13 protein-coding genes and 2 pseudogenes are annotated in these 19,951 nt (G+C 69.5%); 6 read left to right on the forward strand and 9 right to left on the reverse strand.

Annotated features, from left to right (window positions below; genetic code table 11):
- Positions 1-14: 14 nt before the first annotated feature.
- Both ABZ624_RS33400 and ABZ624_RS33405 read left to right on the forward strand, forming a co-directional pair.
- Positions 15-1,460 carry a radical SAM protein gene (locus tag ABZ624_RS33400; RefSeq protein ID WP_360097556.1) on the forward strand — a complete coding sequence of 482 codons (1,446 nt, stop codon included), beginning with the start codon at positions 15-17 and terminating at the stop codon, positions 1,458-1,460.
- Entirely contained in the window at positions 1,450-2,211 is a 762-nt protein-coding gene (locus ABZ624_RS33405; RefSeq protein ID WP_360097559.1) for an SDR family NAD(P)-dependent oxidoreductase, read from the forward strand. The genes ABZ624_RS33400 and ABZ624_RS33405 overlap by 11 nt, the downstream gene beginning before the upstream one ends.
- A gap of 48 nt (positions 2,212-2,259) precedes the next feature.
- Here ABZ624_RS33405 and ABZ624_RS33410 read toward each other — a convergent pair whose 3' ends face one another.
- Positions 2,260-3,159 carry an acyl-CoA thioesterase domain-containing protein gene (locus tag ABZ624_RS33410; protein ID WP_360097562.1) on the reverse strand — a complete coding sequence of 300 codons (900 nt, stop codon included), beginning with the start codon at positions 3,157-3,159 and terminating at the stop codon, positions 2,260-2,262.
- Positions 3,160-3,312: 153 nt separating this feature from the next.
- Between ABZ624_RS33410 and ABZ624_RS33415 the strand changes: the two genes are divergently transcribed.
- Positions 3,313-5,559, forward strand: coding sequence for an MMPL family transporter (locus ABZ624_RS33415; protein ID WP_360097565.1), 2,247 nt, complete (start codon positions 3,313-3,315; stop codon positions 5,557-5,559).
- 131 nt (positions 5,560-5,690) lie between these two features.
- On the opposite strand, the gene ABZ624_RS33420 is transcribed toward ABZ624_RS33415, so the two are convergent.
- The 5 genes from ABZ624_RS33420 to ABZ624_RS33440 all read right to left on the reverse strand — a co-directional run bounded on the left by ABZ624_RS33420 (position 5,691) and on the right by ABZ624_RS33440 (position 11,934).
- On the reverse strand, positions 5,691-6,755 hold the full coding sequence (locus tag ABZ624_RS33420; protein WP_360097568.1) for an NlpC/P60 family protein: 1,065 nt from the start codon (positions 6,753-6,755) through the stop codon (positions 5,691-5,693).
- A 60-nt stretch (positions 6,756-6,815) separates the two neighbouring features.
- A complete protein-coding gene (locus ABZ624_RS33425; protein WP_360097571.1) occupies positions 6,816-7,298 on the reverse strand; it encodes a poly-gamma-glutamate biosynthesis protein PgsC/CapC in 483 nt (160 codons plus the stop codon).
- Positions 7,295-8,572, reverse strand: coding sequence for a poly-gamma-glutamate synthase PgsB (gene pgsB, locus ABZ624_RS33430; RefSeq protein ID WP_360097574.1), 1,278 nt, complete (start codon positions 8,570-8,572; stop codon positions 7,295-7,297). The genes ABZ624_RS33425 and pgsB overlap by 4 nt, the downstream gene beginning before the upstream one ends.
- 6 nt (positions 8,573-8,578) lie before the next feature.
- A complete protein-coding gene (locus ABZ624_RS33435) occupies positions 8,579-10,819 on the reverse strand; it encodes a HAMP domain-containing protein (protein WP_360097577.1) in 2,241 nt (746 codons plus the stop codon).
- Positions 10,820-11,715: 896 nt separating this feature from the next.
- Complete coding sequence (locus tag ABZ624_RS33440; RefSeq protein ID WP_360097580.1) at positions 11,716-11,934, reverse strand: hypothetical protein; 219 nt, start codon at positions 11,932-11,934, stop codon at positions 11,716-11,718.
- A gap of 295 nt (positions 11,935-12,229) precedes the next feature.
- Here ABZ624_RS33440 and ABZ624_RS33445 point away from each other — a divergent pair, with 295 nt between their 5' ends.
- Positions 12,230-13,330: a hypothetical protein gene (locus ABZ624_RS33445; protein ID WP_360097583.1), complete on the forward strand. Its 1,101-nt coding sequence runs from the start codon at positions 12,230-12,232 to the stop codon at positions 13,328-13,330.
- Here ABZ624_RS33445 and ABZ624_RS33450 read toward each other — a convergent pair.
- A pseudogene (locus tag ABZ624_RS33450) lies at positions 13,315-14,377 on the reverse strand (IS5 family transposase). The gene ABZ624_RS33445 and the pseudogene ABZ624_RS33450 overlap by 16 nt on opposite strands.
- An 83-nt stretch (positions 14,378-14,460) precedes the next feature.
- Positions 14,461-14,880: pseudogene (locus tag ABZ624_RS33455) on the reverse strand (transposase); the annotation flags it as partial.
- Positions 14,881-15,611: 731 nt separating this feature from the next.
- On the opposite strand from ABZ624_RS33455, the gene ABZ624_RS33460 reads away from it, so the two are divergent.
- Positions 15,612-16,349: a G1 family glutamic endopeptidase gene (locus ABZ624_RS33460; protein ID WP_360097586.1), complete on the forward strand. Its 738-nt coding sequence runs from the start codon at positions 15,612-15,614 to the stop codon at positions 16,347-16,349.
- 525 nt (positions 16,350-16,874) lie between these two features.
- Positions 16,875-17,915 carry an IS630 family transposase gene (locus ABZ624_RS33465; protein ID WP_360097589.1) on the forward strand — a complete coding sequence of 347 codons (1,041 nt, stop codon included), beginning with the start codon at positions 16,875-16,877 and terminating at the stop codon, positions 17,913-17,915.
- Between the two features lie 570 nt (positions 17,916-18,485).
- Here ABZ624_RS33465 and ABZ624_RS33470 read toward each other — a convergent pair.
- Positions 18,486-19,841, reverse strand: a complete 1,356-nt coding sequence (locus ABZ624_RS33470; RefSeq protein ID WP_360097592.1) for a glutamine synthetase family protein — start codon at positions 19,839-19,841, stop codon at positions 18,486-18,488.
- Positions 19,842-19,951 lie beyond the last annotated feature (110 nt).

The following is a 19,951-nucleotide window of genomic DNA, read 5'->3' on the forward strand; positions in this document are numbered from 1 at the left end:
CACCCAGAGGGGAAGTGCCCGTCACCGTGTTGAGCCCCGACCACGTGAACAGCTACCTCGACAGCCACCTCGCCGAACGCCAGGTCAACAAGATCCAGCACGGCTTCCCGTCCCCGCGCTTCTGGAACGAGCTGTCCGTTCCCCTGGACGAGATCGGCGAGGACCGCCGACGCCTGCGCGCCACGGGCGACCAGTCCACCGTGTTCCTCTACGTCGGCGTCCCGTACTGCATCCAGACCGACCCGGGAAAGTGCGGCTACTGCCTGTTCCCCGTCGAGGAGTTCCAGGGCAACGCCGCGCTGGAGAACTACTACGGCTATGTGGAACGCGAAGCCGAGATGTACCGGGAGCAGATGGAGGGCTCCGTCCTCGCCGGAGCCTACTTCGGAGGCGGCACCTCGAACCTGTACCGGGCCCCCGTCTACCACCGGCTGATGGACATGGTGCGCCGCCTCTTCCCCGAGATCTCGGACCAGGCGGACCTCACCCTGGAGGGCATCCCGCAGCTCTTCTCCCGGGAGAAGATGCAGGCCATCCGCGACTCGGGGATGAACCGGATCAGCATGGGCGTCCAGCAGGTCAACGAACGGCTCAACAGCTTCAGCGGCCGCAAACAGACGACCAAACACGTCATCCAGAGCCTGGAATGGGCCCGCGAACTCGGGCTGGCCGCCAACGTCGACCTCATCTTCGGCTGGCCCCAGCAGACCGTCGACACCATGCTGGAGGACCTGCAGACCCTGGTCTCCTGGGACGTCCACGACATCACCCACTACGAGCTGAACGTGGGCGGCCCCACCGACTTCGCACTCAACCGCTACCACGAGCTGCCCAGCACGCTGGCCAACCTGGAGATGTACCGGGCGGGACGCGACTTCCTGCTCGACCACGGCTACCAGCAGCTGTCGACGTACAACTTCCGCCGTCCCGGCGACCCCGCGGCCCGGGACTTCCGCGAAGGCTACTCCCGCTTCGAGCACGTGGACACCCTCGGACTCGGCTACGCGGCGATCACCTTCTTCGGCAACCCCGCGCTCGCGCCCGGCCGTTCCTGGTCGTTCATCAACCACCGCAGCCTGCCGCAGTACAAGGCGGCCGTCGACAACGGCCGGTTCCCGGTGGAACGGGGCTTCAGGCACACCCCCGACGACTGGCTGCTGATGGTCCTCTTCCGCAGCCTCGTCAGCACCGAGATCGACCGTGTCCAGTACCGTGCGGCCTTCGGCCTCGACGTGTACGAGAAGTTCGCCACCGTCTGGGACGCGCTGGCCGAGCGGGGCTACGCGGCGATCACGGCCGAGCGGATCAAGCTGGTCGGCGACGGCGCGTTCTACGCCCCCATGATCTCCGCGCTGCTCGCCGAGGAGCGCTACCGCGAGCTGCGTGAAGAGGCCGCACGGCGCAAGAAGGAGTCCGGCCGGCTCGCCTCCGTGACGCCGGGGGTGAGCAGTGGCGGATGACCTCCCGCTGGCGGGCCGCGGCTGTGTGGTCACCGGTGGCTCGCGGGGCATCGGCGCCGCCGTCGTCCGGCTGGCGCTGGCCCAGGGCGCCGACGTCGTCTTCGGCTATCACAGCGGCGAGAAGCAAGCCCGCGCCCTGGCCGACGAACTGTGTGCGGCCCACCCGGGGCGGCGCTGCACCCCGCTGTACACCGATGTCGCGGACACCGCCGAGGCCGAACGCTTCGCCGCCTCGGCCCTGGACCACCTGGACCGGTTCGACGTCCTCGTCAACAACGCGGGCATCACCCGCGACACGCTGTTCGCCCGCATGGGCCCCCAGCAGTGGCACGAGGTCATCAGCACCAACCTCGACAGCATGTACACCGTCACCAAGCCCCTGCTCATGCCCCTGGTGAAACAGCGCAGCGGCGCCATCGTCAACATCACCTCCTTCGCCGGGCTGCACGGCACCCCCGGTCAGACGGCCTATTCCGCCGCCAAGGCCGGGATCATCGGCTTCACCAAGGCGCTGTCCAAGGAGATCGGCGCCCGGGGCGTCACCGTCAACGCCGTCGCCCCCGGTCTCATCGAGACCGACATGACGGCCGCGCTGTCGCAGGACAAGGCCGAGTTTCTCAAGTCCCTGATTCCCGGCCATGCTTTCGGCTCCCCGGAGGACGTGGCACACCTGGTGTGCTTCCTGGCCTCCGACCGGGCCCGCTACATCACCGGACAGGCCATCGAGATCTCCGGCGGCCTGGTCGTATAGCCGCCGCACCCGGGGTGACGGCGCCCGGCGGGCCACCGTGAAGAGCCCTCAGCCGACGCCCCCGTGGCCCCCGCTCACCCGCAGCAGGCCCTCCTGGGCGAGGGTGGCGACCAGCACCCCGTCGCGGGTGAAGACCCGCCCCAGGACAAGTCCCCGTCCCCCGGAAGCCACCGGGGTCTCGTGGGCGCACAGCAGCCAGTCGTCCGCACGGAAGGGCTGATGGATCCACACGGTGTAGTCGAGGCTCCGGCCGGTGGCGTGGAACCACGACACCCCGTGCCGGACCGCCACCGTCTCCAGCATGGTCACGTCACACACATACACCAGCAAACAGGCGTGGAGCAGCTGTTCGAGACCGGCGGTCGCCCCGGCCGGCACCTCCCCCTTGACGCGGACCCACACCCGCGTCCGGGAGGACACCAGCGCAGGGTCTTTCTCGGCGTCGAAGCTCAACGGCCCGACGAAGCGCGTCTCGTACGGCTTTCCGAGCGGGGCGACCGCCTCGCCGAACGCCTTGGTCAACCGCTCCTCAAAGGTCGGCAGGCCCTCCGGGTCCGGGACGGCCGGCATCGGGTCCTGGTGGCCGAGGCCCGCCTCCGGGCGGTGGAAGGAAGCGGTCAGGGCGAACACCTCCCGGCCGCGCTGGGTCGCACAGACCCGCCGGGTGGCGAAGGCGGCGCTGGTCTTCACCCGCTCCACCCGGTGGTCGAAGGGCGCGGTCGGCAGACCGGGCCGCACGAAGGAGCAGTGCACCGAGTGCACGGACAGCTCGCCGGTCACCGTACGGCCGGCGGCGGCCAGCGCCTGAGCCGCCACCAGCCCTCCGTACACCGGGGAGGACTGCTCCAGGGGAGGGCGCCCGACGAAGTGCTCCCCGTCGTCCCGGCCGGGCGCGGGGCCGACATCGAGGAGGCCGAGGAGTTCCAGCAGTGGGCGTTCCTGGTGCATGGGCCTCACTTCGCCTCGGCGTCAGTGCTCGGTCGAGCCAGTATCGCCAGCTCAGGCCCGCTCGATCAATCGAACTGGCAGACGGCGAGCGGCGGTTCAGCACACCGTCGGCCCGCTGCCCGGACGGACCGCTCACCTCAGGGAGGACCTGTCATGTCGGACCGCGTCAGCGCGGCACTGTACCGGCGGCGCGTCGCCGTGCTGTGGGTGAGTGCGATCACCCTCGTCCTCGCCTGGACCGGCGGCCTGGGCGTGGAACACCGGCTGGTCCACGGCGGTTTCACCGACCCCGGCGCGCAGTCCGCCCGCGCCGAACGCCTGGTGGCCGAGCACTTCCCCGCCGTCGGCGACGACCTGGTGCTGCTGCTGAGCGGCACGAGTCCCGTCGACACCACGCGGATGACCTCCGTCGGTACGGCCCTGACCCGGCGCGCCGGGCAGCTCCGGGGCGTGCGGGCCGCCACCTCGTACTGGACGGCGGGGCGCGCGCCCTCTCTGCGCTCCCGTGACGGTTCCATCGGGGTGATCACGCTCTCCCTGAACGGTGACGAGGACGACCGGGCCAAGACCGCCGACCGGGTGGTACCGGACATCCGACGGCACGCGCCGGGGCTGACGGTCCAGGCGGCCGGGCCCGCGCAGGTGCAGTCGGAGGTAGGCAAGCGCACCGCGCACGATCTGCTGCTCGCCGAGGCGATCGCCGCGCCGATCACCCTGGTCCTGCTCCTGCTGATCTTCGGCGGCGCTGTGGCCGCCACCCTGCCGCTGGTCATCGCGCTGCTGTCGGTCCTGGTGAGCCGGGCCGTGCTCAACGCGCTGGCGGGCGCCGTGCCGATCTCGGTGTACTCGATGAACTCCACCACCTCGCTCGGCCTCGGACTCGCCATCGACTACAGCCTGTTCATCCTCGCTCGTTTCCGGGAGGAACTGCGCGCCGGCGCCACGGTGCAGGAGGCGCTCGGCCCCACGGTGCGCCGGGCCGGGCGGACGGTCGCGTTCTCCGCGCTCACCGTGGCCCTGTCCCTCGTCGCCCTGCTGGTCTTCCCCCAGTTCTTCCTGCGGTCCTTCGCCTACGGCGGCATCGCCGTCGTGCTCTCCGCGGCGGCGGGCGCGGTCTTCGTCCTGCCCGCGCTGCTGGCCGTCGTGGGCCATCTGGTCGACCGCTACGACGTCTTCGTCCGGCTGCGCGGCCCGGCGGCGGACCCCGACAGCGGACGCTGGTACCGGTTCGCCACGGCAGTGATGCGCCGTCCCGTGCTCTACGGCGGTGGCGTGGTGGTGCTGCTGGCCGTTCTCGCGTCCCCGTTCACCCGGGTCGCCTCGGGCCTGTTCGACGACCGCTCACTTCCCGCCACATCCCAGGTGCACCGTGCCACGCAACTGCTGCGCGACCGGTTCGACTCCGACGCGCTGGGCACCGCCCCCGTGGTGGTGAAGGGCGTGGGCCGCGACCGGCTCCAGAGCCTGGAGCCCTACGCCCGCTCGCTCTCCGCGGTGCCCGGCGTCCGCCAGGTGACCGCGCCTACCGGCACCTACGCCGCCGGGCGCCGGATCCAGGGGCCGGGCCCGGCCGCCGCCCTGGTGGACGGCGACACCACGCTGCTCACCGTGGTCTCCGCAGCCGAGCAGGACTCGCCCGCCGGCACCCGAATCGTCCGCCGACTGCGGGAGGTGGTCCCGCCGGCCGGGGCCACGGTGTCGGTGGGCGGACGGGCCGCCGAGGTCGAGGACAGCACCTCCGCCATCGCCCGGGACACTCCGGGCGCGATCGGCATCGTGGTGGGCTCCTCCCTGGTGCTGCTCTTCCTGTTCACCGGGAGCGTCCTGATGCCGGCGAAGGCCCTGGCGCTGAACACCCTCAGCCTCAGCGCCACCTTCGGGGCGATGGTGTACGTGTTCCAGGAGGGGCACCTGTCGTTCCTCGTGGGCAGCCCGCCGCACACCGGCACACTGGACGCCACCATCCCGATCCTTACCTTCTGCGTGGCCTTCGGGCTCTCCATGGACTACGAGGTCTTCCTGCTCGCCCGCATCCGCGAGCGCTACCTGCGCACCGGCGACAACACGGAGTCCGTCGCCTTCGGCCTCCAGCACACCGGCCGCATCATCACGGCCGCGGCGGTCCTCGTCGCCGCGGTGCTGTTCGTCTTCTCCGTCTCCGGGGTGACCATGCTGAAACTCCTCGGTGTCAGCCTGGCACTGGCGGTGGTGCTGGACGCAACGCTCGTCCGGGCCGTACTCGTGCCGTCGCTCATGCGGCTGGCCGGCCGCGCCAACTGGTGGGCCCCCGGGCCGCTGCGCCGCCTCCACGACCGGGTCGGGCTGCGCGAGGACGCTGGGAGGCTGAGCACTCCGAGACTGGTCAGGGCACCGGAAAGCGCAGTGCGGAGGCGTACATGAGCGGTTGGTCGGAGCCCGAGGTCGGCATGGCCGGTGAGGTCGGGACGGGCTCCGGTCGGCGGTGCGGGGCTCTGCCCTCGACATGCCCGACACCCGCTCCGACGCGCGCGCCTACGGCTTGGCATGGGGCGTCAGAGGCGTCGGGCCCCGCGCAGCCCTTGTGCGTAGTAGCCCTCGCCGTCGAGCCGTGAGGTGCCGCCCTTGTCGCCCATGGTGGGGCCGTTGGCGTTCTTCCTGCTGGAGATGAAGCGCGGGTGGTCGGCGGTGTCCAGGCCGAGGTAGATGCCGATGTGACCGATCCGTCCGCCGGGCGCCTCCCGTGTTCTGAAGAAGACCAGGTCGCCGGGCTGGAGCCCCTGGATGACATCGGGGGTGCGGTCGGTGAGGGGGATCACCGGTACGCCGAGCGGCCCGTGGGCGATCGCGTCGGCGGTCCGCTGCAGCCCGCTGCCCGCCGGGCTGTCCCTGCTGTCCAGCAAGAACCCCGAGCGGTATCCGTACACCAGCCGGACATAGCCGGAGCAGTCGACGGAGCGCCGGCGGTCCTTCTCGGGGCGGCGGGTGACCCCGTCGGGGAAGGTCCAGGGGGTGCCCAGGTAGTCGTAGAAGTCCGAACCCATGCGCTGCTTCCCCGGCCGAGCGGGGCCGGAGTCGCTGGTGGTGCCGGGTCCGTAGCGGGCGGCACCGCTGTAGGTGACTCCCGCTGCCGTCGTCCGGGCCGGGGCACCGGCGACGTAGTCGAAGGCCGTGGCGAGGATGTCGGGATCGCGGCTGCCGAGGCGGGACCTGAGCCAGGTCTTGAACCAGTCGCTCCGCTCCGCGCCACGGGCCCATGCCTTGGGCAGCAGCCGCACCCAGCTTTTGGTGACGACCTCGGCATCCGTCGTACGCGGCTCCGCGAAGGTCCTGCTGGGCCCTGTCAGTACGGCCGTACGGGCGCCGTCGGTGAACGTGGCGACGACGGTGCCGTGCTGGTCGCGGGCGACCGTGCGGGCGGGGTTGCCGATCCGCTCGAACTCCAGCGGGCCGCTCCTGGCCCGGATTCCGGCACCCGGTGATGCGGGTGGTGGGTCGGTGCGGTGCCTGAACTGCAGGGTCAGCACGCAGCTCGCCGCGAGCAGGGCGGCTGTCACCAGGAACAGGGCCGCGTTCCTGGTCAGGGAGAACTTCCGGATTCTGGGCAGGAGGCGTTTCACTGGTCAACTCCGGTGGGGAGAGAGGGGAGATGCCGCAGCATGTCGGGGGGAGGGGGCGGCTCAGATCGTGGGCAGGGCACCCAGCAGCAGCCCGGACACCAGAATCACGTAGGTGGCGAGGGTGACCGTGCCGGTGGAGAGGACCGTCGCTGTCTTGGGCTGCCTCTCGAGCTGGTAGGCGATGAGCCCGGGGACGATGAACCCGAGGGCCTGATGGGCGAACAGCAGGGGGAACTCCCGCTGGAGCAACAGGGACAGCCCGGCCTGGAGCAGGACACCGGTGAGCACGACGGCGGCGAACAGCCGCTTGCCGTAGAGGATGACGAAGCGCTGCAGCAGCTTGGTCAGTAGGTAGGTCAGCCCTGCCATGCCCGCGACCATGGCGGCGCGCCGCAGATCGTCGACGAGGGTGAGGGCGAGCCAGCCGGGGGTGATCATTCCGCCCGGTGAGAGGTTCGTGGTCAGGTAGCACAGGAGGGAGAACACCAGACCGAGTGCGATGCCGATGGCGGCGATCTGGGGTGTGACTACTGCGGGGATCAACGCGATTCTCCGTGGGGGGAGTTGTGGTGAGCGCCGGGCGATGTGGGGGCGTCGCTCGGGTCGGCGGGGTCGGTGTCGGTGCCGGCGTCGGTGTGTTCGGGCGCGAGTGCCGTGAGCCGCTCCAGGAAGAGTTCGCCCTGCCCGTGGATGTTGCCGATGGCGACGAGTGAGGAGTCCGGTCCCAGGTGGGCCAGCAGGTCCGTGGTGAGCCGGTCGGGGTCGCGGCGGTCGCCGCCGAGATCGACGACGTTCCCGGTCCAGTGGGCGGGTATGGCGTCGGCGGCCGACTTGGTGGGATGGCCGATGAGGAACACCGTCTCCGGGTCCAGCTCGGGGATGAGCGCGCCCATCTGCCCGTTGCGCTCCACACGGTCCGGACGGCAGTTGATGACGACGTGCAACGGACGGTCGACGGCGCCCAGTTCGAGCAGCTGCCTGATGTTCATCAGCGTCGACTCGGGGTCGTTGGCGGCGAAGACGTTCGCGAATCGCAGCCGCTTGCCGTCAGGGGTGCGGTACCGCTCGACGGACAGCACACCCGGGTCCGGTGGCGCCTCGTACATTCCCTTCAGCGCCGTCTCGCGGTCGACGCCGAGCAGTTCGGCGACCGCGAGTGCGATGGCGACGTTCTCCTTGAAGGTGAACCAGCTGAAGCCGCGCAGTTCCTCGTCGGTGACGGTCTCCGGGTCGGCGTAGACAAGCTTGCAGTTCCGGGCGTCGGCCTCCTCCTGGAGGATGGGGAAGCGCTCCTTCTCCGCGGTGACGCAGACGCCGCCCTCCGGCAGGGACCGGCACAGGGAGCGTGCCACGTCGTCCAACGTCGGGCCCATCTCGGCGAGATGGTCCTCGCGGACGTTGCAGAGCACGCCGATGGTGGAGCGGATGAGTTTGGACTGGTTGATCTCCTGGAGTGCGGGCATGACGGCCATGCACTCCATGACCAGGACATCGGGCTGGTAGGCGGCGGCCCGCCGGACGATGCCGATCTGCTCCACGACGTTGGCGATGCCGAACTTGCGGTAGACCGGCTCCTCGGTGGCATCGGGGTGGATGAACCGGGCCGCGGTGCCCGTTGTTTTGGCCACGGTCACCAGGCCGCTGCCGCGCAGCGCGCCCGCGCACAGCCGGGTGATGGAGGACTTGCCGCGAATGCCGTTGACCAGCACTCGGGTGGGTATGGCGGCGAGATTCGCGTCATGGCGGCGCTGTTCGACGACGCCTGCGACGAGCAGGCCGGCGCAGCACGCCGCAAGGACGCAGTACAGGAAGAGCACGGCGGGTCAGCTCCTGGGACCGGGGCCGGACAGGGGCGTGGAGGCGGTGGGCGGCGCGTCCGGGGAACCGGGCGCGGGCGGTGCGTCGGCGCGGGGGAGTCGCTGTCTGATCAGTTCGAGGCTGCGGGCGACGGACCCCACCTCGTCGTGGTAGCGCGGGTAGAGCACCGTTCTGCGGTCCCCGGCTGCCAACGCCTCGGCGCGCTGGGTGATTTCACGCAGCGGACGTACGACGACGAGGTACAGCCAGCCGAGGCAGAGGGCGCCCGCCGTCAGCCCCAGCAGCCCGACGAGCAGGATCCGCCGCTGTGCCTCGTACTCGGGCAGCCCGATCCAGAACACCGGCCTGATCGAGGCGACCTTCCAGCCGAGTGCGCTCGCGACACCCAGCTTCTCGTTGAACGGCGCCACGGCGGCGACCGCCGGATTCCTCCAGCCGAGCAGCAGCCCGGCGGAGCCCTTGGTCGTGCGGGCGGCCTCCATGTGGGCCCGCAGCCGACCGTCGGAGACCTGCCCGAAGGCCACGAACCCCTTGTTGGACGCGATGACCCGATGCGCGGAGTCGACCAGCCACACCGAGCCGAGACCGGGCCGGGTGAGGATGCCGACCAGGTACTGGACCTTGAGCTCGCCCACGACATAGCGGCGTCCGGACCTCGCCGGCGCACCCTTGACCGGCTGAGCGGCCACGGCGGCGATCACCGGTTCCCTGCCGGAGGTGTTCGTCTGCATGACCCCGGGCTTGATGCGGACTTTCTTCGGGGTACGGGGTTCGTCGCCGGCGCGGACGAGGATCTCGCCGGCGCCGTCGACGACGTACAGGGACTGATACCGGCCGTGCTGCTCCAGGGAACTGTCGAGAACCCTGCGCGTCTCCTCCGGCCGGGAGGCGTCGATCACGGTGGCGAGATGGGCGAGATCCGCGTATCCGTCGTTGATCCCCCTGCGCACGCGATCCGCCGTCGTCTCGGTGCGTTGCCGCTGGTCGTCGGAGATCAGCCGCGGTACGACCGTGGCTGTGTGCGGCCAGGTGCTGCCCAGCGTCAGCAGCATCGACGCGGGCCAGGCCAGCAGAGCGAACGAGCAGACCACCAGGACGGTACGCAGTCCGAGCCGACGCCGGCCCTTGCCGGTCCCGAGCAGAACGCGGCTCTCGGCCGAGGGCTGCGGGACGGTTTCCCGCATCTGCCCGCCGCTTCCGCGGAGTTGAAGGCGCAGTGCCTCCAGCGCGGCACCGACCCGGGCAGGTTCCCCGAAGCGGGCCACGCGGACGGGAGCCGTGAGGTCACCCCGGCCGAGCCTCTGCGCTTCGTGACGCAACCGCAGCAAAGGACGCTGCACAACCAGGTGGAGGGCGACGGTGACCCCGGCCGCGAGGGTCAGCAGCACGGCCGCGGCGAGCAGGGCGAGACGAAGGTCACCGGTCCCGGCCCCATGACGCTCGGTTCGCACCGTCGTGACGACCGTCAGTCCGAGTGCGCTGCTCGGACTCTGTTTCGTGGCGGGCCCCCGGGCCACTCCGGCGTACCCGACGGCGGTACGGGTGTTGCCTTCCTCCGCCCCGACGAGACTGCCGCTCGGACCGTCGAAGCCGCCGGCAGCGGCGGTGTCCGACGCTCCCTTGCCCTGCGCCTCGCGGACGGCGGCGCCGGCCAGCGCCTTGGCCTGATCGGTGCGGGGGCGCGGCCCGGCGGAGGTGAGGGTCGCCCCGTCACGGTCCACGACGGTGAGCGTGTGATTCCTGCCGACGGTGATGCCCGGCACCTTCAGGCTCTGGGAAGCGACGAGCAACTCCTGCCTGTCGCCTTGCGACAGCGTCGCGAAGACCAGCAGCCGGGTGACGCCCGAGTCGTCCCGCACCAGCCTCGGAGGCGGGTTCGCCGGCAGTCCACGAAGGTCCACCTTCCCGAGCGGTACGTCCTCGCCCCGCGCGGCGAGCAGCCGGCCGGTGGACAGGTCGACGACGGCGGTACCGCGCCACTTGCGGTAGGTCCGGTCGAGGAGGGTCAGCATTCCGTCCGCCGGTACGGACTTGGAGCCACCGAAGTCCGCGGCTGCTGCCCGCAGATCGGAAACGCTCTCGTCGACGGCGGCCTGCAGCGCGACCGCCCCGTCCTCGGCGATGTGCTGCTGGGAGCCGAGGACGGCCTCGGGAACGCCCCGTTCGGCATCGCTCCCGACGGCGAACACCGTCAAGCCCGCGACGAGCGCCAACAGAACCGGCAGGGCCGCCAGTGGCGGCCGCACACCTCCTAACACAGCCATGTCCGCCCGACGCCGGGCCGGGCGCCGCTTGGATATCGGGGATCGAGTGGTGGTCAAGAAACATCCTTTCCGAGCTCCGCCGTATGTCGCGTGAAGCAATGAACAGAAGTCCTTGACCTGCCTGACGGCGGGAATACGTCGCCGGTTTATTGGAGAGGTGTGACGATGCTCACCCTCTGGCGATAAAGTGCCGTTTCCTTTGTGGCAGAAAAGTAAAATCACGCGTCTGGCCTGCTGGTTCGCAGGGTTACGAGACCGGGTTCGATGGCTGGAATGAGCGGTTCGCGGTGTCTGCATAAATGGCGAAATTAGGCTCCAGTAAGCGCGAACGAATTATGTGGACTAGTCGGCAATTGCCATCAAGGGTTACTGTGTATTTCTTCCGCCTTGTCCATGACGAGGCGGAGTCCTGGGTGGCGGCGGCCACCGACGCGGCTCGGTTTCGGAGCCGTCAGAGGCCGTGGATGGCGACCGGCGTGAGTCCGAGGCCACGCGGTTGTATCTGCCCCGGCACGGCTTCCCGAACGAGGGGGCGGAAGCAGGAGCAGATGGACTGGGCCCGGTTTATGAATTCATTCCGTGGTCAGCAGGTGTCATGGCGGCGGTGGGCGAGAGCCGACAACAGCGGCAGGCGCAGGGGACGGGGGCCGCCTTCCCCGGCGAGGTGAATCTTGCAGGCGAGGCCCGCCACAGCTCCTTGCAAACCCCGCCACAGCACCTCGTAAGCGCTGTGGCGGCAGCGCCATGCACCGGGCACCAGGGCCGGACCTGCGATCTTCGGGAACCGCCTACCCATGACCAGCAGCAGCGACCGGAGCCCGGCAGTGGACGTTCAGTCACCCAAGACCTCCGAAGTGCGCACCTACGGATGGTGACTTTCACAAACCCGGGGCAAGCTCCTGACCAGCTGTGATGCGGAAGGGAGGCTTGGGGTAGTTCGTCGGCGAGGGCGGTGAGACTGTCTCGCCGTCGTAGTGGAGGGAGATGACACTCGCCGCGGCCACGGCGCCGCCGAAGTCGGCTTTCTGGTTTGGCTTCCCAGCCTCCAAGAGGCGCTGCCGGTTCTCCTGCCGACCGCCTGCGGAGCCGTCCAGCACGCTCCCCGGGACCTTTCCGCCCTGACGACGTCGCTTGCCTCAAGGTGGTAACGGTCGTGTCGAAGACGGCTAGGGAAGGAGGAATGGCGCCGGGCGGGTGCGGGAGGTCGCTGCGCCCAATTCCGTGCGGGGGCGGACTGGGACGAGCGTAGGCGTCTGCTGCCGGATGAAGACCGAGCCTGGTGACGGCGCCGCCTGAGCGGCTGGCGCACGCCGGGGGCGGTCACGTTCGACTAGGGCCCGTATCGAGTCCCGATCAATCTGCCCTGTCTGTCCTCGTGGATAAGCTGACGGCATGTTGCGAACGCTCCCGCCCCTGATCAGCGAGGAGGCGGCCCTGTCTGTTGCTGGATCTGGCCTGATTCAGTACGAAATGGGGCCCGCGCTGATCGGGGCGGGAGCTGACGCAACCGTCGTCATCGTCGAGTCCGGGGACCATCCGAAGGTCAGCGGCGTCCAGGACTCCGACTGGGTACTTCTGCGCGGAGATCGGATTCCGGAACTCCACTCTCGGTTCGAGTTCCGGGGTGCCTTGCCCATTTACGTCTTCGCGCGACTGAAGGAGGGCTGCCTCCCGCTCGGCACCGCCCAGTGCAGGGGGATGCCCACGGCGCCGGCCAACTTCAACCGCGCCAAACTGATGTTCAGCCAGCCGCTGACCCGCGAGGTGCTGGAGGCGGTCCGCCCAGTCCCATCACCCGGGCCCGTGCCAGGCGTGGACTGGGTCGACCTCGTGGAATCAGATCCGATCCGGGCCTTGGAGTCGTTCGTCCTCGGTTGGTTTTCCGAAGCGGAGTCGGCTGCCGACGAGACCACGGCGATCGAACTGGACAACCTCCCGGAGGCATTGGCCGCCTTCCACCGCCTGGCCCGCCTCCGCCCGGCCATTCACAGTTTCATCGACCCGGTGCTGAAGAAGCCCCGACGTGCCTCCGGGCCACTGGGCGACCGGCTGGTCATCGCCATGTGGAACGGGGCCGGGAAGGACTGGTCCATCCCGTGGCCACTGAAGGAGCCGGACGAGGCCGACCCACGTGTGTGGTTCACCGAAGACCCCGATGATCCGAACCCGGAGACGATCCTTGAAGAGGAACCGCTGAGCCGCTTTCTCTTGCAGTTCACCCTTAACGGGGCCATGAACATGGCCCCGTACGGCGCACGCACCTACTGCATGCCGACCGCGCGCCTTGACGCGCTGTGGAACATGCTGCGCCCAGTACCCCTGAGCCCCTTCATGCCAACCTATGCGGCCGAGCGGTTCTTCGTGGCGCCGGGACTGCTCGCGCATGTCAGCGGCGACGAAGACGAGGCAATTGTGGGCTTTGGCGCACTTCACCGCGGGACCCTGACGCAACTGCTCGAACACGGCTTCCGCTGGTGTCACTTCGACGGGTGAGGCATCAGCCCTCCAACGAGGTCGCATGTCTGCCCATGCCCAAGGCCGTTCCGTGTGAGGTCTTTGACCCAGATCATGGAGGCTCGGAGGTGGAGTCCGGCGAGGTAGCTCTCCGGTGTCTTGTCGTACCGGGTCGCGATGCCTCGCCAGGCTTTGAGCTTGTTGATCAGGCGCTCGACGGTGTTCCTCACCTTGTAGAGGTCGGCGTCGTGGCTGACGGGCCGACCACCTCGGGAGCCCTTCTTCTTCCGGTTGGCGGCCTGGTCGGCCTTCTCGGGGATGACGGCCTTGATGTGGCGTTTGCGCAGGTGAGCCCGGATACCGCGGGACGAATAGGCCTTGTCTCCGGCGACGGCGTCGGGCCTGGTGCGGGGCCGGCCAACGGATCCGCGGATCCGGATCTTGTTCAGCACAGGGATGAACTGTGGGCTGTCGGCTGCCTGGCCCGCGGTCAGGATGAACGCCAGCGGGCGGCACTTGCGGTCTGCGGCAAGGTGGACCTTGCTGGTCTGCCCACCCCGAGAGCGCCCGAGCAGGGCGGCCTTCAGTCGGAGCTTTCGGCGGCGCCGGACGCGTCGTCGTTCCTCCCGTTCGGGGTCGGCTTCGGTGTCCTGTCCTGTCCGGTTCGTTCCTCGGGACCGCCCCCTTTGACCTGGCCTTCTCCTCCTCAGCCGCGGCCTTCTCCAGGGCGGTGAGCACGTCCTCGTCGAGGTGCATCCCAGCGGCGTCGTGGTGGGCCCGCGCAGTGGTGGAGTCGACGCTGACCAGCGACAGATCCACCTCGCCCCGCTTCGCAGCCTCCGCGATCAGCCCCTCCAACAGAGCCTCGAATACGCCGGCGTCACGCCACTGCCGGAAGCGATTGGAGACGGTCGACCACGCCCCGAACTCTTGCGGCATCTCCCGCCACTGCCCGCCCGTCTTGAATCGCCAGACCACACCCTCGAACTGCTGCCGCAGCCGTTCGGGATACGGCCCGTACGCGCCGATCGGCAGGTACGGCCCGATGAACGCCCACTCCGCATCGGTCAGTTGCGCTCGTGTCACGCAAGATGATCTCCGGGTCAAAGGCAGCCACGAGAGCGAATCCCGCGGATTGATCACGACCCGATACGCGGCCTAGTGCCGCATCAGGCGACGTTCGCCCTGTCAACTACCTCGCGGAGGCGTTCGTTGGCGGCGCCCTGCTCCTTGTGGCTGGCATGGTCGGTGCCGTCCAGTGCGAAGTAGCGCAGGGTGGTGAACTGGGCCTCGATGAGGTTCAGCCAGGAGCACTTGGCCGGTGTGTAGGCGAACTCCATGTTGTTGGCCACGGCCCAATCGCCGACCCGGGTGTCCTTCTTCGTGGTCAGGTGCGGGGAGAAAATATCGAGCACGATCGCGATCCGGATCTCGAGTGGGTAGAGGCTGCGCAGGTAGCGGCAGAATTCCAGGAACCTCGTTCGATTCTTCTTCGGCTTGATGTGGCCGTAGAGCTTGTCCTTGGCCAGGTCGTAGGCGGCGAAGAGATGCCTGACCCCGTGCGGGCGGGTGTAGGTCGCCCGTCGGCGAGGCTGGCGGAGCGGGCCGGGCTGGCGGACCTGACGGATGCCGCGATACGGATCGGCGGGGCGGCCAACGGCGGCGGAGCGAACCCGGCGGCGAAGGTGATGTCGCTGATGGCGGCGATGTCGCGGGAGCGGACAGCATCCAGGACGCCGGCCGGTTGCGGCACGGGGCCATGGCGACTTGCTTCGGCGGCATCCGTGCCCCGTCGACGCTGGGCACGTTCCTGCGCTCCTTCACCCATGGGCCACCCTCCAACTCCACCGTTTTCACCGCCAGTTCCTGGCTCAGCTGGCCGCGCATACGCCGCTGCCGCCCGGAGCCGACCAGGTGGCCTTCGTCGACATCGACTCTACCCACAAGCGGGTGTTCGGCCGCGCCAAGCAGGGCGCCCGGACCGGCTGACGGCCCGCCACCCGTCGCTCGTTCCGGACGCCGACGGCGCACGGATCCTGCGTAGCGTCCCGATGAAGCCCGAGGCTGAGGGGTTCGTGGACCATCTGCACGCGCGCGTGGAAGAGCTCCCCGGCGGTGAAGCGAAGGCTCGTGACAGCGCACCAGTTCCGTTGCCTGTGGGTCAGCTGAGAATCGGGCAAATCGCCTTGTGGCTGCCGACCCCTCCCTGGTTTGATACCAAGCAAGCTCAACGTTTGGGGCCAAACGTTTGACTTCCCTGGCCCTTTGAGCCCCCGCAATCGACCCGTCCTGGCCCCAGGCCAACGCGAAGGGACAACTCATGCGTGTGACAACTCGCCGGGCAGTGATCGGCGGAGCAGCGGCACTGGCGTTGACGATCGCCTCCAGTGCCTTCGTCTCCGCCTTCGCCGGAGGCAGTTCCGGCCACAGCGACACCGGCACCAGGTACATCACGAAGTCCGGGTGGGGCGGCTACGTCACGATGGGCAAGACCAACGCCTTCAACCAGACCAGTGCCGAATGGCAGGTGCCCGCGGTCACCTGCCACTCCACCAAGGACCTTTTCGCCCCCTGGGTGGGGATAGACGGATACACCTCGGCCACCCCGCACACCGTCGAACAGGCCGGAGTGGAGACCAGCTGCAAGACCGGCTCCCCGGTCTACCGGGCCTGGTACGAAATGGCGCCGCTTCCCCCGGTCTACTTCAAGGGCACGGTGAAGCCGGGCGACGACATCAAGGCATCGGTGGTCCGCAGCGGCAGCACCTACACGCTGACGATCCAGAACCGGACGCGGAACTGGATCCAGTCGACCAAGCAGACCTGTCCCAAGGGCTCCACCTGCCCGAACAACTCCGCAGAAGCGGTCCTGGAGTCGCCGACCAGGAGCTACCCGGACTTCGGCAGCGTGGACTTCCGCCACGTCACGGTGAACAACAAGCCGCTCGCGGTCTACAAGGCGTACTCCATCAACTCGGTCAACTCCCAGACACAGGCGGAAACGCAGAACACTCCGCTGCGGTTCGACCGGTTCTCGGTGGACTACGCGCTGGAGTAGCGCGACAGCGGCCATGCGCCGGGAGGAAGAGGAAGGGGAGAGAGGGGGGCGGGCCCAACGGGCCCGCCCCACTTCGCCACGGCTGGTGACCGCTGCGCTCACGCTCACTCCGTTCGCAGTGCCGCCGGGTCCGGCCGCTGGCCGCCGACGATCAGGGGCTTCCTCCGGAGAGTCGGCGCGTAGTCCGCTGGGCAGGATGTTGTCCCTGTAGCTGCCGTTGCTGGCCAGGCAGAGGCGAAGCCCCAGGTGTGCAGCACGCCGGTGAAGCGCAGACGACACAGCGGGAGGCTGTGCCCGCCGGGCAATTGGGCTGCCACGTAAGCGAATCCCGCACGGAAACGGGCGGTGATGGCGTCCACGTGGGGCCACCGCTCGCGGGCATGACGGTTCAGGCGTTGGCGCAGGTGGTGCTGCATCGATTCCGGGGGTTCTTCGGCACAGGCCCCATCCTGCCGGGTGCGGCATCGGCCCGCGTGATCGTTGGCTGTGAAGGGCGGGCAGCGGGAGGGGACGGCGGTTGCGGTGATGCTGGCGGCGGATGTCCGCGAGCGGCTGGTGCGGACGGTGGCCTCGGCGAAGTCCGAGGTCCGGGCAGCGTTGCGGGCCGAGATCGTGCTCGTGGCAGCGGACGGGCTCGCCAACGGGGCCATCGCCCGGGAGCTTCAGGTCAGCGTGAACACGGTGCGCAAGTGGCGTGGGCGGTTCGCGGCCCGCGGCATGGACGGCCTGCGCGATGCCGAACGGTCGGGACGGCCGAGATCGTACGGGCCCGAGGTGCGGGTGGCGATCGTGGCCACGGCGACCAGCGCGCCACCGCATCCGGAAGCGACCTGGTCGCATCGGGCCATCGCCCAGAAGGTGGCCGGCACCTGCTTCGCGCCGGTCTCCGTCTCCCAGGCCGGCCGGATCCTGGCGGATCTGGACCTGAAGCCGCACAAGGTCCGTGGCTGGCTCACCCGCCGGGACACCCCCGGCTTCTGGCAGCGCGCCGCCGTGGTATGCGCCCTCTACCTCGACCCGCCCGAGGGGGCGGTCGTCCTGTCCATCGACGAGAAGACCGCGATCGCCGCCCGCTCGCGCCGCCATCCCGGGCGGCCGGCGCGCCCCGGTGAACCCGTCCGGCAGGAGTTCGAGTACCGGCGCCACGGCACCGCCTCCCTCGTCGCCGCTCTCGACGTGCGCACCGGCGAGGTCCTCACCGAGGTGATCCGCCGCAATGACGCGGTGACCTTCACCGCCTTCCTGGACAAGCTCGACCGGGCGATCACACCCGGCAAGGAGATCCACATCGTGCTCGCCAACGGCTCCTCCCACACCGCCAGGCACACCAAGACCTGGCTGGCCGCGCACCCTCGCTGGCACGTCCGTTGGACCCCGCCGCACGCTTCCTGGCTCAACCAGGTCGAGCTGTTCTTCTCCGCCCTGACCCGCCGGGTCCTGCGGCACGGCGACTTCGCCAGCCGCGACGACCTGATCGACAAGCTGGAGGCGTACGCGATCGGGCACAACGAGACCGCCAAGCCATACCGCTGGACCTACGAAGGCACCCCACTCAAGGCCACATGATCAACGCCCCTCAACGAACTTCTGCGGTCTCGTCGAGGCTGGCGGCGCCAGGACAGCGTGCCCCGACCTGCTTCGGCGGCGGAATCGCGTGGGGTGCGAGGCGTTGCTCGAACAGGCCGTGCAGGGCGCTTGACCTGCGGTTCTGTTGATGTGCGGGAGGTGTGCTTCGTGGTCATTGCGGATGTTGTCCTGATGGTGCAACGACACGCTGACGCTCACTCGATGTTGGTTCTGGCGGGGCGCCAGGCGACTGGATCGGCGATTGTGCCCCGGTTCAGACTGCACGTGGGGCGCTTGGCGTGGCCCGGTGGCCGCGATGGGGTGGGTGGCCTGTGGGGGCGCCCTCTGGAAGTCCTTACACAAGCGCCGGGATACGGAGGCGACCCCGCTGCGGCGGGGCGGCGGGGGGCGAAGGCCGGCCCGCGCGGCGCGGCGGGCAGGAGGAGGCCGCGGAAGGCATGCGGAGGCAGCGCTGCGGCGACGACCGGTCCGGCGCACCAGGCGGAGGGCGGGTCAAGGCGGCCGAGCAGGTGGCTGGATCAGGTGGTCGACCAGGGGAAGCGGGCGGTGTCAGTTGATCTGGGCGTACTCGCGGAACTCCCAGTCGGTGACGTACTGGTGGAACCGGTCGAGTTCGTCCCGCTTGAAGGTGAGGAAGGCGTCGACGAACGACTTGCCGAGGACGTCGATGAGCTGATCGTCGGCCTGCAGGGCGTCGAGGGCTTGGCCGAGGTCGGTGGGCAGCCGGTCGGCGGTCCCGGTGTCGGCGGCGAGGCCGGTTGCCGGCGCCGGAGGATCGGCCGCGGCCGTGATGCCGAGGTGGATGGCGGCCAGGAGGCCGGCGACGGCGAGGTACGGATTGGCCGTGGCGTCGCCGAGGCGGACTTCCAGTCGGGATGCGGCACCGCGCTCCGGCGGGATGCGCACCATGGCGTTCCGGTTGTCCAGGCCCCAGTTGATCAGCCAGGGGGCGGTGGTGTCGGGACCGAACCGCTTGTAGGAGTTGACGGTGGGGTTGAGCAGCGCGGACAGAGCGGGCGCGTGTACGAGGACGCCGGCCAGGGCGTGACGGGCCGTGGCCGAGAGGCCGTGGGCCTGGCGGGGGGCGTCGAAGACGTTGTTCCCGTCCGCGTCGATCAGGGAGACGTGCAGGTGGAATCCCGATCCGCCGCCGTCGTTGAACGGCTTGGCCATGAACGTCGCCAGTCGGCCCTCGGCTCGGGCGAGTTCCTTGACCGCGGCCTTGAACCGGAAGGCGCGGTCAGCGGCGTTCAGTGCTTCTGAGTGGTTGAGGTTGATCTCGAACTGTCCGCCGTCGAACTCGCGGTTGCCGCCGCTGACGTCCAGGCCGAGCGCGTGCAGGGCGCGCACCGTGCGCAGAAGGTGTCCGTCCGGGTCGGCGCGGCGGCCGGTGGTGTAGACGTTGCCCGGGGCGGGGGCGTAGCGCCGCCATCCGGTGGGCGTGTCGGCGTCCGGGGTGAGCAGGACGTATTCCAGTTCGGGGCCGACGAGCGCGGTCAGGCCCGTGTTGTTCAGGCGGGTGAGGACCTGGCGCAGCAGGTCCCTGGGCGATTCGGGCACGCTCTGGCGGGTGGCCGGGTCGAGGACGTCACCGATGCACCAGGCGACGTGCGGCTCCCACGGCAGCGGGACGACGGTGTCCAGGTCCGGGCGCACCAGGACGTCGGGCATGCCCGCCTCCAGGCCACCGGCGATGTCGGAGTGATCGCCCAGAGCGCCGGTGTGATAGACGGCGCGGCTGAAGGCGAGGCCGTGCCCGGCCGCGTGCGGCAGATGGTGCAGCAGGATGTCCCGGCTGCGGTCGGATCCCATCAGGTCCGGGTAGGCGACGCGGAGGACATCGATCCCCTTGGCGTCGAGCGCCTCGATCGTCTGTCGGACCTGGCGGTCTGTGCGAGCGCTCAAGGGATACTCCAGGGATGCGGTGAAGGCTTGCCTTCTGTCCTGATCTGCTCGCTCGGATCCATGCAGCCTCATGACCGAGACGGCCGAGCGGTGGCGCCGGTGACATTCAT

The sequence above is a fragment of the Streptomyces sp. NPDC007205 genome, assembly GCF_040634095.1.
Lineage (GTDB): Bacteria > Actinomycetota > Actinomycetes > Streptomycetales > Streptomycetaceae > Streptomyces.

Coding starts and splice junctions, on each gene's coding strand:
- ABZ624_RS33415 (WP_360097565.1), top strand. CDS start 3,313: ATGTCGGACCGCGTCAGCGCGGCACTGTACCGGCGGCGCGTCGCCGTG.
- ABZ624_RS33445 (WP_360097583.1), top strand. CDS start 12,230: ATGTTGCGAACGCTCCCGCCCCTGATCAGCGAGGAGGCGGCCCTGTCT.
- ABZ624_RS33410 (WP_360097562.1), bottom strand. CDS start 3,159: ATGCACCAGGAACGCCCACTGCTGGAACTCCTCGGCCTCCTCGATGTC.
- ABZ624_RS33460 (WP_360097586.1), top strand. CDS start 15,612: ATGCGTGTGACAACTCGCCGGGCAGTGATCGGCGGAGCAGCGGCACTG.
- ABZ624_RS33465 (WP_360097589.1), top strand. CDS start 16,875: ATGCTGGCGGCGGATGTCCGCGAGCGGCTGGTGCGGACGGTGGCCTCG.